This is a genomic window from Pedobacter antarcticus (assembly GCF_900112985.1).
Taxonomy (GTDB): Bacteria; Bacteroidota; Bacteroidia; order Sphingobacteriales; family Sphingobacteriaceae; genus Pedobacter; species Pedobacter antarcticus.
The window spans coordinates 121,730-138,496 of the sequence record NZ_FONS01000001.1; the positions used below are offsets into that span (position 1 = coordinate 121,730).

14 protein-coding genes are annotated in these 16,767 nt (G+C 34.9%); 10 read left to right on the forward strand and 4 right to left on the reverse strand.

What is annotated here, in order from left to right:
• Positions 1-2,886, reverse strand: a 2,886-nt coding sequence (locus BM192_RS00580; protein ID WP_212611576.1) for a type IIG restriction enzyme/methyltransferase, incomplete at its 3' end; no start/stop codon positions are given.
• Positions 2,887-3,510: 624 nt separating this feature from the next.
• Entirely contained in the window at positions 3,511-3,720 is a 210-nt protein-coding gene (locus BM192_RS00585) for a phospholipase D-like domain-containing protein (RefSeq protein WP_037437822.1), read from the reverse strand.
• A gap of 278 nt (positions 3,721-3,998) precedes the next feature.
• On the opposite strand from BM192_RS00585, the gene BM192_RS00590 reads away from it, so the two are divergent.
• Positions 3,999-4,988 carry a hypothetical protein gene (locus BM192_RS00590; protein ID WP_037437823.1) on the forward strand — a complete coding sequence of 330 codons (990 nt, stop codon included), beginning with the start codon at positions 3,999-4,001 and terminating at the stop codon, positions 4,986-4,988.
• A gap of 57 nt (positions 4,989-5,045) precedes the next feature.
• On the opposite strand, the gene BM192_RS00595 is transcribed toward BM192_RS00590, so the two are convergent.
• A complete protein-coding gene (locus BM192_RS00595) occupies positions 5,046-5,297 on the reverse strand; it encodes a hypothetical protein (protein ID WP_037437824.1) in 252 nt (83 codons plus the stop codon).
• A 601-nt stretch (positions 5,298-5,898) separates the two neighbouring features.
• On the opposite strand from BM192_RS00595, the gene BM192_RS00600 reads away from it, so the two are divergent.
• The 3 genes from BM192_RS00600 to BM192_RS00615 all read left to right on the forward strand — a co-directional run bounded on the left by BM192_RS00600 (position 5,899) and on the right by BM192_RS00615 (position 7,722).
• On the forward strand, positions 5,899-6,180 hold the full coding sequence (locus BM192_RS00600) for a helix-turn-helix domain-containing protein (protein WP_037437825.1): 282 nt from the start codon (positions 5,899-5,901) through the stop codon (positions 6,178-6,180).
• 347 nt (positions 6,181-6,527) lie between these two features.
• The gene (locus tag BM192_RS00610; RefSeq protein WP_037437827.1) at positions 6,528-7,157 is read left to right on the forward strand and encodes a hypothetical protein; all 630 of its coding nucleotides are present in this window, start codon (positions 6,528-6,530) and stop codon (positions 7,155-7,157) included.
• 70 nt (positions 7,158-7,227) lie between these two features.
• Positions 7,228-7,722 carry a putative phage abortive infection protein gene (locus BM192_RS00615; RefSeq protein ID WP_037437828.1) on the forward strand — a complete coding sequence of 165 codons (495 nt, stop codon included), beginning with the start codon at positions 7,228-7,230 and terminating at the stop codon, positions 7,720-7,722.
• A gap of 580 nt (positions 7,723-8,302) precedes the next feature.
• Here BM192_RS00615 and BM192_RS00620 read toward each other — a convergent pair.
• On the reverse strand, positions 8,303-8,827 hold the full coding sequence (locus BM192_RS00620; protein WP_037437830.1) for a hypothetical protein: 525 nt from the start codon (positions 8,825-8,827) through the stop codon (positions 8,303-8,305).
• A gap of 605 nt (positions 8,828-9,432) precedes the next feature.
• Between BM192_RS00620 and BM192_RS20835 the strand changes: the two genes are divergently transcribed.
• From BM192_RS20835 to BM192_RS00645, 6 genes are all read left to right on the forward strand, one after another.
• A complete protein-coding gene (locus tag BM192_RS20835; RefSeq protein WP_157282728.1) occupies positions 9,433-9,570 on the forward strand; it encodes a hypothetical protein in 138 nt (45 codons plus the stop codon).
• 231 nt (positions 9,571-9,801) lie between these two features.
• Complete coding sequence (locus BM192_RS21325) at positions 9,802-10,083, forward strand: SEFIR domain-containing protein (protein WP_157282731.1); 282 nt, start codon at positions 9,802-9,804, stop codon at positions 10,081-10,083.
• Positions 10,084-10,412: 329 nt separating this feature from the next.
• Positions 10,413-11,639, forward strand: a complete 1,227-nt coding sequence (locus BM192_RS00630) for a ComEC/Rec2 family competence protein (RefSeq protein WP_037437831.1) — start codon at positions 10,413-10,415, stop codon at positions 11,637-11,639.
• Complete coding sequence (locus BM192_RS00635; protein ID WP_037437833.1) at positions 11,636-12,922, forward strand: S1 family peptidase; 1,287 nt, start codon at positions 11,636-11,638, stop codon at positions 12,920-12,922. The genes BM192_RS00630 and BM192_RS00635 overlap by 4 nt, the downstream gene beginning before the upstream one ends.
• Positions 12,915-13,451, forward strand: coding sequence for an ABC-three component system middle component 1 (locus BM192_RS00640; protein WP_037437834.1), 537 nt, complete (start codon positions 12,915-12,917; stop codon positions 13,449-13,451). Before BM192_RS00635 ends, BM192_RS00640 begins: the two co-directional genes overlap by 8 nt.
• Complete coding sequence (locus tag BM192_RS00645; protein ID WP_037437835.1) at positions 13,438-16,581, forward strand: AAA family ATPase; 3,144 nt, start codon at positions 13,438-13,440, stop codon at positions 16,579-16,581. The genes BM192_RS00640 and BM192_RS00645 overlap by 14 nt, the downstream gene beginning before the upstream one ends.
• Positions 16,582-16,767 lie beyond the last annotated feature (186 nt).

Genomic DNA, 16,767 nt, shown 5'->3' on the forward strand with positions numbered 1-16,767 from the left:
ATTTTGTCTAAAAAAAACGCTCAAATTATTTAACACCTTTTCTTTTATGATACATGCTTGAGTTTGTTGTCTATTTTTATCCTTAGAAAACATTAAAATGTTCGTGTCAACAGTAGCTGTGTCAAAGATTTGTGATCCTCCAAAATCTATTAACATTATAGGATTAGTATTCTCCACAAAAAACTTTCGCAAACTTTCTCCATAGGCCGCTCGCATCCATTTATTAGAAGTGATGAAAATCAATAGACCTTTATTTTTTAATATCCGATGTCCTAATTCGTAGAACAAACTATATATATCGCCCGTGCGAGCAAATGTATCGTAGCCTATCTTCTCTAATGCATTGCTATCTACACCCATTTTTTGTAACTGGATATAAGGGGGATTTCCTATGATTGCATCAAAGCCGAGGAAGTTTCCTTCGTCGTCCAACGTTTCTGGAAACTCAAAACGCCATTCAAAAGCGTTCCTATACATTACATTGTTAACAATCTCTCCTTTCTCTTTTAATGTTTTATCTGCTTTCTCTTTTAATTTTTTAAGATTATCTTTTTCAGACTTTTTCGGTTTTTCATTAAACAATAGGAGGTTTTGCAACCGCTGCTCTTCTTTTTGGTAATCGCCAACCGTTTTAGAGATCCTATCCTTAATTTTATTATCTAATGTTGAATTAAAATTATTTTTTACGGTATTAATGATTTCTTCTATTTCTCTTTTTTTAATCTTAGAATTAGTTGTCTTGTAATCCTTAACCGCTTGTTTATATTCTTCTATCGTGTAATTGATTTCTTTGTTTTTAAAAGCTGACTTCAGACTGTCATCTAAACCAAAACGGCTAATCAAAGAGTTGCCACATTTAATATTTATGTCAATATTTGGAAGAGTTTGTAGTTGTCCTTCATCCGTGTAATAGGCATTCTTTAACAACTCAATCCACAAGCGAAGGCGGCATATATTAACGGAATTTGAATTGATATCTACCCCAAAAAGAGAATTCTCTATGATAATTTGCTTTTCGTGGAATATTGATTTTTGTATTCTCAGGCTATTAGGATCATTCCTTTGATACTCAAATAAATCGCCATTAGCATCGGAAATATAAAGCTCATCATTTTCAATTTGAATTTCACAAGGTAGTGCATTTCCATTGTGATCAGCCAAAATATGCATCTCGCTTTTTATGGCAATCATCTCATTTAATGCAGATACAAGGAAATGTCCTGAACCAACGGCAGGATCACAAATTTTTATATCATTGATAATTGAATTAAAATGTAGAATATCAGCTTTCTTGAAAAATTTTCCACAGTAATCTTTTACATCATCAAATGTTTCTATATGATCACTTACTTTTTCTCTAAATTTTTGAGTTACTATCTTTTGCAAGGTTTCCTTACACATGAACATGGTTATCAAACCAGGTGTGTAAAACGAGCCGTCTTTGTAACCATTAATTTTTTCAAAAATTAAACCTAACACTGATGCATTTATTAGCGTTTTATTTTCATGTTTTTCTTCTATCTCTATGCCAGCTTCGGTCGAAAAATCGTACGCATCTAAAAATTTGAATAGGTATTCTAGTGTATTCAATTTCCCTTTGAGCCTTTTCCCTCCTGAATCCTTTAATACTGTTGATGGGGATATCTCCATTTCCTCATCCTTTAACGCCGTTACATCGAAAGTCAGGCTTTCAATTGGACTATGCTCAAATAAGCTACTATTTAAGTATGGTATGTATTTAAACTTGTCGGCATATTTTGGATGTCTTTCAGATATCGGCTTTGCTAACGCAGAAAAAAAGAGGTCATTTAATTCATCGAATCCGTCAATAAAATTGAAATTTAAAAATTTGAATTCAGCGGAGTTATTATTGTAGCTTAAGAGTTGAGACTCCAAAAGTTTTAAAAAAAGTATTCTATTTACCCATGTCAAACATAGTTCAAGTCCAATCACAAAACTTTTTTCTTCCGAATTAGGGATGTATTTGACTTTATTTAAATAGTCACGGTCCTCCAATGTAAATATGGTATTTTCAAGAAGTGAGGAATAATCTCTTTGGGAGACTTCTTTACGCTGGATAATCTTTTTGGAATTATCTTTTACTTCTTCAAGCCCTATAATATGCAATAGTTCGTTATAGAATTCCTTGTTTAATCTATTACTGTCATTTCCAAAGCTTTTCCCTAGCAAATGAACATCGGAAAATAATTTATAAATAATAACAATCTCCTTATCCTTCAACTCGGAAATGCTTTTACTTCTGAAATCTAAATAGACAAATGGCAGTATGTCTTTTACTTCCTCAATATATTTATACGCTATTTCATTATAGAAAAGCTCATTTTTAGATGTATCTTTTAATTTGTCCCTAAACTGTTCGTATTCTTTTACTAGCTTTTTATTCTTATAAAAGAACTCATAAAAGTCTTCCGCTTTGAAAAAAAACCACTCAAATCCATTGGTAACAACTAATTGTTTGATGTTATTATTTTTGTAATCAACTCTTTCTCGTAAATAATAAAGTAAAAGTTCGTGTAGAGCTTTTTTATTGAGACTTTTTACAGATATAAACTCTGCTTTATTGCTTGGTCTTTTTGCTTCTATCACAACTCCGACATCAGAAGTCGCATCTTTACCCAAATAAATTGCCAAATCAATTTTCTCTTTGGTGTTAATTTCGTTTTCAGCGTAAAACGTGGTTTCTAAAAAACGTTTTATAGGAGATTTTAAATGTTCTTCACTCTCATTTCGCTCGTCAATTAACTTTATAGTAGTTATACAATCCTCCAATTTGGTAACAAAGATTTCAACATCTTTTCGTAAAGGTTTGTACTTCTTGTAGGCAGGATTTAGTGCTTTACGAGGATCGAGTTGGTTAACTTTCATTTAGTCTATTTACTTTTTAAGGTTAGTAAATGTACCATATTTATTGAAAGTACACATCGCTTTAACTACTATAATGCGGTGTATATAATTAACTAATACCGTATAATATCAAGATTTTGCACTTAATAATGAACTTTTCAAAAAATGGCTATTTAGTGTTTCGTAACCTTGTAATCCTGCCGGATTTCGAACTAGTCTGTCGACGAGAACTGTTATGGGGGGGGTAATGGATAGGATTTTGTACAGGCGGAGTATTTGCTTTTAGGGACGGATATAGAGGTAAAGGCGATCGGGTTTGAGTTGGGGTTTTCTTCGAGTGCAAACTTTGCGACGTATTTTGTAAGATACAAGGGGGGGGCATGCTGGTCCATATCATGAAGACCGGCAGACAAAAAAGAAGAAATGATGTCAGCACTTCAATCTAAACTAAATGATCATTCGTAAATGATGAATCATAATAACCTTTGTAGGTTTCTTCTTCAAAATATTCGGGTACCTTATTTCCTGCAAACACATTGGTCCGAAGCATTTCTGTCTCATTTATTCATGATAGCGGTTAACTTCAACAATGTCTCTGGTAAGTTCTCCGTAACTTTGAACTGTTCTCAGCATAAACCAGTATGTTTACCAGATCTCCACCACACTTTTGTTCGCACTTTTTTTTGCTTGAAGTCTGGCAATAGAATCCTTTATAACCTTCTTTGACCTTTTTAATTCGCGCAGGAATTCCCTGGCCAATTGCGGCTCACAGGCAAAGACCATTAGGTTTTCAAAGCTTTTTTTTGCATTCTCGGACCAGTTGAACGAACCGATCAGTAATTTTTTTCGAATCAATAATTCAGAATTTATGGTGCATATTGTTTTGCACACTCGGCCTTTCAACAAAGATAATAGCTGCGCCAGACCTGCGCTCCTCACTGTTTTTTAGTGTATTTTAGCTGCAGTTACTATGGTTTAAATATAATCTCTTTACAAACTAAAAGGAATTTAAATTGAAGGATTTAAAAATAATAAAAATCAAAATTCAAGGGAGAGAACAGACTTCTCAACGGTTCAAGGAGGGCATTTTTAAAAGCAAATGCATATATTAGCATTGCTAATTTTAGGCAATTATGATATCTTCTAAAATCAACGCTTTTTTTATTTTTATTGATTATTTAGACAGCAGGAAAAGTGAGCTAATTGAAAATTACATTCCTTTATGTGCAGAGCTCAATAAGCTTGATGTGCAGCGTTCTAATTTAAGGCCGAAGGAGAACTATAAAGATAAAATTAAATACCATATCATCCAGCAACAGATTACCGAGAAATTTGATCCTATAACCGAGCATATATATAAGCCTTTAACCCAAAAGCTGATTGATTTACAGATTTGGAATGGTGAGGACATTTTTACAAGTGTCTGGAACAACAATATTGGCGCGGTATCTGAACAAAAGGAAAATTTTGATCTGAAAGATGTTAACGAGATTATCCGCTATAAGGTTAAATACTTAAACTTTAGAAAAGAGACCAATTCAAGTTTTTTATGTCTGACTATGGTTTTTAGCCAGTTAGATGAAATCCTAAAGGTGCTGTTTGACTTTTACAAGGATACAAGCGAAAATGAATTTGACAGTTTCGAGGCCAAATTGATAAAAGTCGGGAGCATGGAGGAGCTGGTTGAAAATGTTAAAAATAAAGGGGATAGGCACGTTAAATTTTCATTGCCACATGACTTCTTCTATAAGAAGCCTGTTCAGCCGTCAACTCACGGGCAAATCATACTTGTCAAAAACGAATATAATATGGGAGATACATTCAACGGAGTTTATAATTCAACAATCTACAATCGTTCAACCTTTAATGATGCCTTTAATTCAGTTAAAACAAAGTACAGTGAAGATTCTGCAGAGGCACTCGAAATGTTAAGGATTCTGGTAGAAAATTCAAAGAATAGGGAGGCGGGAGAGCTATTTGATAGCTTTAATGAAGAGCTTAAAAAAGAGAAGCCCAAGACCTCAGTTCTTGGAAGCCTTTGGGGCGGATTGCTCAAGATCGTGCCATTGATCACCGAAACTGTCGGCCTGGTTGACAAAATATTACCAATGCTTCAGTCCTAATGCATTTTGATTAGCGGTAGTTAGCACTTAATATGCATTATTTGTCCAATATTTTTTTTATAAGGATGATTTCAATTCGTCCAACGAAATGTTGGCCAGTCCGATGAGTTCCTTTAACTTATCTGGAATTGAACCCCCTTTGGTAGGCGCTGCAAGATGCTGGTAATAGAAAGCATCGAAACTAGTGCTGGCGCGAAGCAATGCATCTTGGGAGCCGGTTTCGGTAAACTTGTCGGAATTAGGTATGAGAATTTGGTCTTCAGGAAACGTGTGGGCCTTGTATTCAAAAAGAAAAATGACGTTTCCCATTCTGCAATAACAGTCGGGCAGATTTGGTGTCCGATCATCAAAATGGACAACCTCTGGAGTTTACTTTAAAAATAACTGTTCCATCACCGGTTTAAATAAGGTGAGTTCCAGTGCATCGGACACAATTATTTCAGTCCCCCAACAATTCCGCTTGATCCCGAATCACTCACCAAAGTTTTGTGAATTCGTGCGATTTTTGCCACCTCTTTAAAAGTAAAAACCCTGCAATCATTTGATTGCAGGGTTTTTACTTTTTGATATTGTTTCTTGTGATCCCGCTGGGATAATAACCTAGTATTTCAAGATTCACTAAATGAGCAAGTTATAAATAATATTTGATCGTCTTTTCAATGTGGGCACCGAATTAGGCACCAGTTATTTCGATTTGTTTTGACCAATTTTAAAGAACAAATTATGTGATAAGTATATAAAATCACATTCAATAATGCAATTATTATCTTATATAATTCTGATTAATTTATCTTGGTGGTACTTTAATACGTTATTTAAACATGTTAATTTTAGGGACTACCTTGTGGGGTGTCAAATTCAACAACTTTTCATTGCCAATTTTATTTCATTGAGTTAAAATAAACATATTATGGCAATAGTGGAATTTATCACCAAAGAAGATCTTGAGAAGTTTAAGTTGGAATTATTTGCAGAACTTAGAAGACCCGGACAAAAGTTACATAAACAAAGCGAACAAAAGGAATGGTTGAAAAGCTATGAAGTTATGAAATTACTAAGTATTTCTCCTGGAACCCTACAAAGTCTGAGAAATAGTGGTTCATTGAAGTTTAATAAAGTAGGAGGGTTAATATATTATAAATATGAGGATGTGAGCTTGTTAGTTGAGGGTAAAAATAGAGTCGTTAGATAATTAAGTTATTTTGAATCCACAATTTTCAAAAGCATCTTTATGAACTTAAAAAGAATAAAGATAAATATAATAATGAATCTGGATGCAGTATACCTCTTTTGCTCAGGTTCTGTAGTTGGGGTCTTCAAAATGTGTTTTATATTTCTTGGTTTAGGGGATATAGGAATTGATTTCTGTTGAAAAAGTTTCTCTATTGATTTACCTACGGCAATTGTGTACTTTAAGTTTGAAAGTTTGAATTCGATAATGTCAGCAAGTCCGTCTAGCTTCTCGATCATAAAATCTAGCATCATATTACGATTAAAACTTAACTTACCCATTGAAAAAGTAATGAAATAATGTAAACCATGAACAAATTTTTAATTAGATGCTCTTTTTTTGTGATCAGTCTTGGCGCTGTAATTTGTGTTTATTTCTTTTATGCGCTCTCTGGCGCTTATGAGGTCAACGGCAAAGGAGAATGGAAAATGGATGTTACAGGGCAGGTTGGCGACTTTATAGGTGGGATCGTCGGGACGCTCTTTGCATTATCAGGAACTCTTTTGATTTATCTATCTTTCAGGGAACAGACGAATCAGAATAAGCGTGAGGCCTTTGAAGCTGCCTTTTTTGAGATGCTCAGGCTTCATAGAGAGAATGTAGAGGAAATGAGGCTCTCCAAGGAGGTTGATGGCCATGTTGAGCTTGCTGAAAACCGAAAGGTATTCCGGTTGATCTACGCTGAATTTGTAGAGTGTTACCGGGAAGTGAAAAAATTTTTTCGTAAGACCGATGATTATATTCTTCCAAAGTACAAGGTCGAATTGGAGATGATTGCCAGACGTATTAGCGACAAGATAGATGTCAAAGAAATGGCAATGATTGACACTGCTTATTGCATTGTTTTTTTTGGAATGGGTAATGAAGGGGAACAGGTTTTAACCCACCAGTTTCGAAAGAAGTATGATGGTATGCATTTTCGTAATTTATTAACTTAACATTAAGCTAAAGCCAAAACACTCTGATGAATTAAGATATAGGAATTTTCTTTATTTCAGAGGCTTACCTGTGACAGAGCAGCGCGCAAAGATCCGTGAACTGTATGATTTTAAGCGTAAGGCAGTCATCAAAAAACCTACGCTGTCAGCCAATGAGCTGAACTATTTAGCGCGTAATGATTATATGAAATATTATGGAGGTCATCAGCATCGTCTAGGCCATTATTTCAGGCACCTATTTCAGACATATAAATATTTACACTACCATCCAAATCTGAACATGAAGGAAAAATATTTTTACGGCAAGACACTTCGGGCTCAACTTTCTACTTATGAACAGGCACTTCTTTTCATAAACAGTATTTCCACAGTGGGTATGAAATGGGAGCTATTGGCAGAATATAAAGAGAAAAGTGGTATGAATTTAGAACGGATTTTTAAACTTCGGAGGGACAACCATCTGATCACTAGATATAACTTGATCAAGAATCTGCCTGGAGAAAGCTCTTTCGGCTTTAAATATAGAACCTATTACCCTTCAATCAAATATGAATCAGAAGAATAGATCTACCTTCTATGGTAATCAAAAATTTTTTTTCTTAAAACCAATTATGGTTTATTTTTTAGCTTGTCAGATATTCTTTGATGAAAAGTATGTTTTTTTTTTTAAAAGCAGATTATCTACTTTCTCTAAGTATCCACTAATTCTGAGTGGGGAAATTTTCTAACTAAATTTTTCTTGCTTATAGCTGATAGTGAAAGAAAGCAATTAATAAGAAGAACAAATGAAGGATAGCTTGAGCCAGGGAGATAAGAAGTGTTGGGGGGTGAAAAGAAAGGTCTTTCTGCTACGGCAAGAACAATTGCTAAGAATGCAGTTGTTCTTTATGATTCCAACCTTTTAACTACTGAAGCAATGTGCAGCGCACTAAAAATTAGTAGAGCCACTATTCATAAATATTTTAGGCATGGGGGGGGATGAAATTTTAGGATGTTTAAACACCCTAAACTTATACGAGATTTAAGCTCTCAATTGATCAACTCTTATATTTCCCAGGTGACCAGGTGCACCTGGTTAAATCCATGATAATCTGGAGAGAAATGAAATTTGATTTTTAAAGATAGATTTGTCTTAAAAAACGGAACTATATAATAGTGACCATTCTTACTAATTCCCCAGCAACATAAATTTCTGTTTTAAGAATATCTCTTTTATTATCTTTTACCCACTTACTTAATAAATTCCCTTCTTCACTGGGATAAGGAATGATTTCAATTTCATGCGGTTGTTTATCAGAGTTTAACCAAAGTCTCAATGCGGCCGCAGGTTTATCATTGATGTGGATGCTAACACTTGAGGGTGGAGTTTCAACAACTGTTGAATTATCTATAACTCTAAATTTGTCGCCAAATTCCAATAATAATCTGTGATAGTTAGGCGCAAGCAATTCAGTAAGAAACTGCTTTATTTCATTTATTTCAGGCAGGTTCTCATTTATAGTCGCTATAATCTCCGAGCCAACAGATTCAATAATAGAATCTTCACTATCGATTGATGAGGTTGCTGAATTATAATATTGGAAAGGAACGCCTTTAAATGAGATTTTCAATCTTTGTTCAATCGAGCTTAAAGCAAGTTCTTTAGGGTTGTTAAAGGTAAATTTCTTCATTGTTTATTATTTAATAAGTTTAAAATCTAATTTAAGATTTTAAATGCACATTTTTCTTTATAATTTAGTTGTAGATTTTAATTGTATCGAAACTTTATCATAAGATGTGGTAAGAAATTAAAACGCTATTTACAATAATTGAATCACCAAGCTGGGGAGAAAACCAAAAGCACGAATGATAGTAAAAATTAAATTTAAGGTAAAAAATGATGGAAAAAAGTAAAGAAGAAGAATTACGTGGACCAGCCGAGTTAATATCAAGTATTTTAAGAGGTTGTTAAAAACAAACAGCAGAGAATTGACTACTTAAGACGAATACCAAAAAAACCTACAACTTCTATTCTTAGGTTTATCTTTGAAGTAGCAGAATTAAAGGAAGACTATGAAACTTATGAAGCGCTAAAAATTTATTGCAATGATATCGAAATAAAACTCTTTAACTAACTTAACAACAACCTAGTGAGCGTAATCTAGCTGCAAAGGGTCAGATCCGGAAGAAGGCTGGATTGTTTCAATTACGCCTTATTTAATATCCTGCCCTGAAATAGAATTGGGATTTGCAGGTATCTGGCATTGAATGATTCCTGCCTCAATAAACGAACAATATGAATAACGACAAACTAAATAAGTATATAGAAGATTTGGTTCATGCGAAAAGTATGGATCTTTCGACTTGGAAAAAGGTCCAGTGGCAAGGAGGGCGTGTAAATGTTGAAATTGGCAATATTAAGTACGAAATTTAAGACTTCAATATTGAAACTAAGATTCTCTATTTAGAGAAATTGCTAGAAAAAAGTTTTGTTATACAAGACAATCTGCCATCGACAGCACCTAATGTAACCTCAGACTTTAGAAGGGAACTCCAAAGTTTGCTAAGCACCTTACGGATACTCCACTAACAGGATATACAGAATGTATCATTACAGCATGGAATTAAGTTAGAAGGTGATCAATCAAAAATGAATATATCTCCGATGGCTGAAAATTTACAACCACTTATTTTCATATCATATTGCTGGGAATCTAAAGACCATGAAGATCACGTTATTAGTTTTGCGAATAAACTATCATCCTTTGGATATCATCTGGAAATAGATAAGATAATAACTCAGAGGCATTCGTCAACTCATTTTATTCAAATGATGGAAGAAGGTTTTTTCAAAAGTGATAAGGTTATTGTAATTTTATCTGAAGGATACAAAGTAAAGGCAGATAAATTTGAGGGGGGGTGGGACGCGAGTATCGAATTATACTAAGTGAAATTGATAAAATGCCAAATAAATACATTTTAGTTAGTTTTAAAGGTCGTGATAGCAAAATAATACCGAATAGTTTAAATGATAGAGATATAGTCGACGTAGGAAATGAAGGTTTTGACCGGCTCTATAGAAAGCTAAATGGACAACCTGAATATCTTTTTATCTAATAACTTTAATGATTAATAGAGATAATATAAGTTAAAGTTTATTAAATAAATTGAGGTCGTCTGCTAAAAATCTCTATTTTTATGCAATTTGATGTAGGCGTCAAAGAAAATTTGTAATTTGCATTAACTGACTATAAATAAATCTTTGCTCTCAAATCAATGATCATAATACATAATTTTCCGGCTAGCTACGGTGATACTTTTATAATAGAAATTCAAGACGCCACTTTTGATGCCGTCAATATACTGGTCGATTGCGGGAAGGGATTCAAGTCTGGGGCACAAAAATACTTGGAAAAAATGGGTTTGGATAGAGCCCATAAGATTGATCGTTTTATAATTACCCATTTTGATGACGACCATATTGCTGGTGCATACAATTTTCTAAAAGAAAATGGGGATCCTTTAAACCCCTCCATCATTGAAATTAAGCAGATTTGGCTTAATACTTTTCGTCATCTACAGTTTAAGAAGCGAAAACCTGGGCAACTTAGTGCTACTGAAACCAATAAATTAAATCTTTTCAAGTCTGCTTTCCCCAGTGTATCTGAATCACAGGAAGAATCAGAGATTGGCGCGGCCCAAGCTCTTCTTGCTGGACAAATCATTTTTGAGAAAGGTTATGATTGGAATACCGATTTTGGCGGCCAGGCATGTATCGCACCAACCAAAATCACGATAGCCGAAAATGTTACTCTGCATTTACTTACACCGAGTGTGGAAAAATTAGAAGCTATAGAAACGTTCTTTATTAATAAGCTTAACGATGATTTTGGTTTGAACCCCACACAGGAGGATATTTTTGATGATGCATTCGAACTGTTCCTGAAAAGTAACGAGCGTCTAAAAATGGAGGAGATTGAAATTTCTGCAGGAACTAGTGAGATTTCGGTGGAAAGAATTGATCAACTTGTCAAAACAGCTGAATACACTCCAGACCTTAGTCCAGGTAATGGAAGTTCGATATCCTTTATTATAGAAACTTCACATAGGAAACTACTTTTTCTAGCAGATGCGCATGCAGAAGATGTCATCCAAGCACTTGAGAAAATTTTTACAGAATGTAAACGTCCGATTCATTTTGATGCAATCAAGATTGCACACCATGGAAGTTTTCGGAATAATAAACCTGAGTTGTTTAAATTGATTGACAGTGATAAGTTTATTTTTTCTACGAATGGAAAACATCCGAAACATATACATCCTGATGTTGAGACAATTGCTCATATAGTATCTAGACCTCTTCCATCTTGCTTTTCAGTAAGAACACTTTATTTCAATCATAGCTTTGTGGAGAAGCAGGTTCATTTGGCAGCCCTTGAAAAAAAGGAACTTCAGGATAAATTCAATTACAAAATTAGTATGGAAAGGGAAATCAGCATATGAGCCATATGCTTTCGATAAAAGCTGCAAGCTGTAAGCTTAGCTGTGGATTAAAGGAGGGGTCAGGATTTTTCGTGTCACTAGATCATGTACTTACCGCCAAGCACAATCTTGATCATGGAAATGAAATTAACGGTGAAGGCTATGGAGGGGAGATTTTTTCTTTAGAATTAGTAGATACGGATGATGATACCGATATGGTTTTACTTAAAATACAAGGGGCATATAAGAGTGGAACGTTTCTTCATATCTGTTCATTGGAGCCTATCGCTGGGATATCTTGGGAATCTTTTGGGCATCCTAAAACGGTAAATGGTCGTACTATTGGAGAAACATTGTCTGGCTCTATTAAGGACTTTGCAAATGGAGTTAATTCTCACGATACCATACTAAATGTCGAAGGGTATAATGTTACATCTAGTGTATATCATGGCTTTTCGGGTTCGCCAGTAGTTGATTTCTATGGAAATGCGATTGGAATGCTCCGTTTTTCTGGTAACAATAGTCTGGATGCAGTAAGTATTAAAAAGGCAGGTTCTTTCCTTGAGCGAAATGGCATTATTGTCAAAAAGGATTATCTTTTAGATTTTGGAGAATATGCTTGTAACTGTTTTTCAGGATTTGAAGAAACTCCAAAGAGAATGTGTGCTATTTATGCCGATAGACTTCGTTCAACAATAGAGCCAAACGACATTGCCAGAGATTTATTAGGTAGACTATATTATCCACACACTAAGGGAGACCTTAATGAAATTATTTCCTTCTTAAAGAATAACCCTGAGATCAATCAAGGTCTATGGAAAGGTTGGTTGGAATTATTGAGTTACTTGTCTATGGTTACTTCGAGCAGGCCCGACTTCAACAATATAACGGTCACCCTCACTGCTGAAAAATTTACAAAACTTTTTGGTATTAAAAGAGAAACTGCTGCTGACACAATAGATGTAAACCTCAATTTTTTCTGGACTCAAGGTACAGCTTACCTTAATATAATTAGTGATTACCTTCACAACAAGCTATTGGAAGGTATAGAGAACAATACGTGCTATATATTCAATTCTGCTGATCCACACTTCGGTAGGCGCGGACCTAAGGCAAATTTTAAGGAAAATATAGTCTTTGATATCAGCGGTGGCGAAGATGCTGGATTTCACATCGTTAAGGAAATGAATTTTGGGGTACTCAGCCTAAATGAATTATCTCAACAGGTATTGGAATGTGATAGCATTGCCAGTGCCCGTCCAAAAATCGAACAACTTTTCATAGATGCACTCCAACATGATTAATATTTTAGATAGTGATTTTGTCATTGACAATAATCTGGTCCAATCAGAGACCCTACGTTGTTGGAAAAGACAACAGGGTGCCTTTAATATTCATTTTTTTACAAGTATACACCATTCGCAGGATGAACTGATAAGCTCATATGGGCGTATAAGAGACTATATTGCAATATATTTTCAGGGAAACTACTTAAAACTTGACATTGAAAGATGGAATATTTATCAAATTCATCTGTTAACTTTCAAAATCGATGCAGACTTTAAACAGCTGGTTGAACAGGACAAGTTTGCAACAAGAAAAATCATAATTGATTCACTTTCCCAAGTTCCTGATGAGCATTACATCAAAGACTTGATAAACAAGCAGATGTTCCAGTTTTCTATAGAACGACGTGTCGTGAATAATTTATCTATAATGGAGGTTATCACAAAGGAAGATAAACAATTGGCAACCTATATTCAACAAATACCACCTGATAAAGATCAACTTATCAATTCACTTCTAATCAACTTTGGAGATGGCCAAAATTAAACAGGTTACCATTGAAAATTTCAGAGCTTACGAGGGGATTCATGAATTCTCTTTTGTGATGTCAAAAGGACTTGCCAATCTGGTGGTTGTTTACGCACCTAATGGTTATGGAAAGACCTCTTTTTTTGATGCTATAGAATGGACATTCAGCAATAAAATAAGACGCTTTGAGAATGGGGTTCTAAAACAGGAGCTTGAAAGTAAAGATTTTGCCAGTGACGACCAGATTGTTCTGACAAATAGAACAGCTTATTTTAAAGGTGAAAAGGGAGAGGTTACCATTCTCACTGATGAGGATAAAGTAATCAAAAGAACGGTAGTGCCCAGGCAGATACCCAATACGGAAATAAAGAGCGACTACAGGGAGGTAGCACTACTTGGTGATTATAGGGCAGAAGAAATTAAGCAGTTTAGTGAGTATAATATGCTCACGCAAGATCAGATAGATTCATTTTTAAGGTTTAAGTCTCCGGAAGAAAAGTTCGAGGCTTTAAGGGAATTCTGGCCTGAAGGTAGCGAGGCTTCTTCCGTTTTTGCTACGCTTACGAATTATGCTAGAGTACTTCGGATAAAAAATACTGAGCTCCAACACGCAGTAAATGATTTAAGTTCTAAGATTGCCAAGAATATAAATTCGGAAATAAATTTTTCCAAAGTAAATAATTGGATCAGAATTCTGAGAGAACAGGCAACTGTTTCCATATCATTACCTGATATCACTTCGGAAATTAATGACGAAGTCTATAGAGGAATTATCCAAGCCAATGAAACCTACAAATTAATTGTTGATAGCCAAATTGCAACGGCAAATTCTTCTGAGGTGAAACATAGAAATGTCATTTCTTCATGGGAAGAATATATTGCTTGGAAATCCTCAATTGACCGTTACGAAAAAGAGTTGGGAATCATTCAATCCACTTTAGCTAAGTACGAACGTATTAAGATAGTACGAGACAATAACGAAGTTCGGACATTATCGATTAAAAAGCTGTCGACTGAAAAATCTGAGTGGGATAAATTGGACTTCTTATGGGTAGAGTTCGAGCAAGACCTCAAGACAATTTCTACACTTCAGTCACTTTCCTTTGACCTAATTAAGGCACTGGAAGAACAGACGGATAATAAAAACCTGATTGAACAGAATCTGGCAAATGTCAATGAGGATAGGCGAGTATCTCTGGCAGAGTTAGAGGCTGAGCAGGTGATTTCATCTAAAATTGAGGTTGGGCTGCGTCAAATTGAAAAGTTGAAGATCGATATATCCGACGGGCATTCCCATCAGATGTATACAGAACTTTGCATAAATGACTTGATTTTCCAGTGCAGGCCATTGTATGAAGAAAAGAGATTGGTTGAGGAATTGCTCAATCATTTTGATTTTTCCGAATATGACTCGGGCAATATAGAGTTGAACTTCTATATCTCTAAATTTACATCGAGAACCTCTGATTTAGCAATTATTAAGGAACATCTCTCTGGACTTGAACAAGATATGGAGAACAGAGGTTCGTTTAACGAAAATCTTTCCAGAATGATCAAATGGGCAGAGATACAGATAGATGAGCAACATATTTCGTCTTGCCCAATGTGTAATACGAAGTTTGATGATTTAGAAACCCTATTGAGTGCACTTAAGAATGACAAGGGAGATGTTCTCTCCATCTCAAAGCTTGAACTTGAGTTGGAAGCACATTATTTGATAAAAAGCTATATCGAAGAGGAAATTGAAGATTCTGACAGATATCTATTGAGTTATTTCGAAACCAGATTGGATGTACTAGGTAATGAAATAGAAAATCTGGAAATTGGGGTTGGAAAGTTGGAACAAATTTCTAGGACTACGCAGGATTCCATCGACCATGCTGGAATCGTAATTGATCAGATATTCGAAGAGCTTAATCGGAATTCTGAATTTTCTAATTACATAGATATAGACTTCAATGCGATTAGAACTAATAATCAGGAAAGTGTTAAAAGCCTGAGGCAGTTAATAAAGAGTTTGGATGAAGATCTTACCATCAAAAATTCTGAACTTAAAAATCTCAACAACTCATTAATTGTTTCGAAAACATCTGTAGAGAACAATGAAAATCGTATTAATCTTACTAAAGCGAAAAATAACTACATAGAGACTTCTCAGCTTATTGAGAAGTTGGGCTTAAATCTTGAAGTTTTAGATCAGGCTTCGATTAAGGCACAATGTGATGAATATTTAAAGCTTATAAGTTCAGAACGCTTGACCTTGGCTGAACAAAATATAGTTATTTCTACTTTAATGGATGACCTAGGAAAAATCTCACCACCCCTGACCGAGTTGGACGCAAAATCAAAAGCCCTAGAAATTGAAAGTATTTTAACTGGTCTAAAACAATTGAAATTAACTTTTGAATCTAATTATGCTACTTTGGTAAATGGCGAGCAAGTCAGCATAGAGTTATTGCAGAGTGCATTTGATAATATTTTGGCGAGGCAAAAACAACTCGGAAAATTAAAGGCGGACCTTGATGCGTTTGGGATTGATCTTGCCATAATAGAATCAGACGTTGAAAGAAATCGATTAAATGCGGTGCTTTTAGAGGTAAAGAGTGAGAAAGTGAGAGTTGAAAATGCATGTGGAAGGATCGAGAAAGCCAGGTCCACAACAGGGGAATACATAACCAAGGGAATAGATGAATATTTTAACAAGGATGTTATAAATCAGATCTATGGTAAGATAGAGCCGCATCCAAAACTCACGGAAATAGAGATCAGAGCCGACAGCACGGGAAGGCAGCCCCGATTGATGATTCGTGCAAAAAGTGATTCTGAGGAATTAGCTCCAGGACTATTTTTGAGCACCGGACAAGTTAATGTTCTATCCTTAAGTATTTTTATTGCAAGAGCATATGAAATGGGGAGTGGTAATTTTAATAGTATTTTTATGGATGATCCAGTGCAGAATATGAGTGATATAAATGTGCTTTCATTTGTCGACCTTTTGAGAATACTTATCATGGACCAAGATCGTCAAGTGATGATTTCAACACATGACGAAAAATTCTTTAAACTTTTACAGCATAAATTATCTGATGATTTCTTTAAATCTAAATTTATTGAACTGAGTTCTTATGGTAAAATAAAGGACGAATAGAAATTTCATACTTTATCTGAAATTCCAACCTCCGTGGGAGACTTCCTTTGTATATGCCGTCCTGACCTGCGGTCACCTGTTTTCAGCTGGTGGATAGGACGGGGATTGGCAATTTTTCTTCGTCGGACTTTGCCTTAATGCCCTTGAGTAGCTTATAAACTAAATAAGATAAAATTACCATAAATT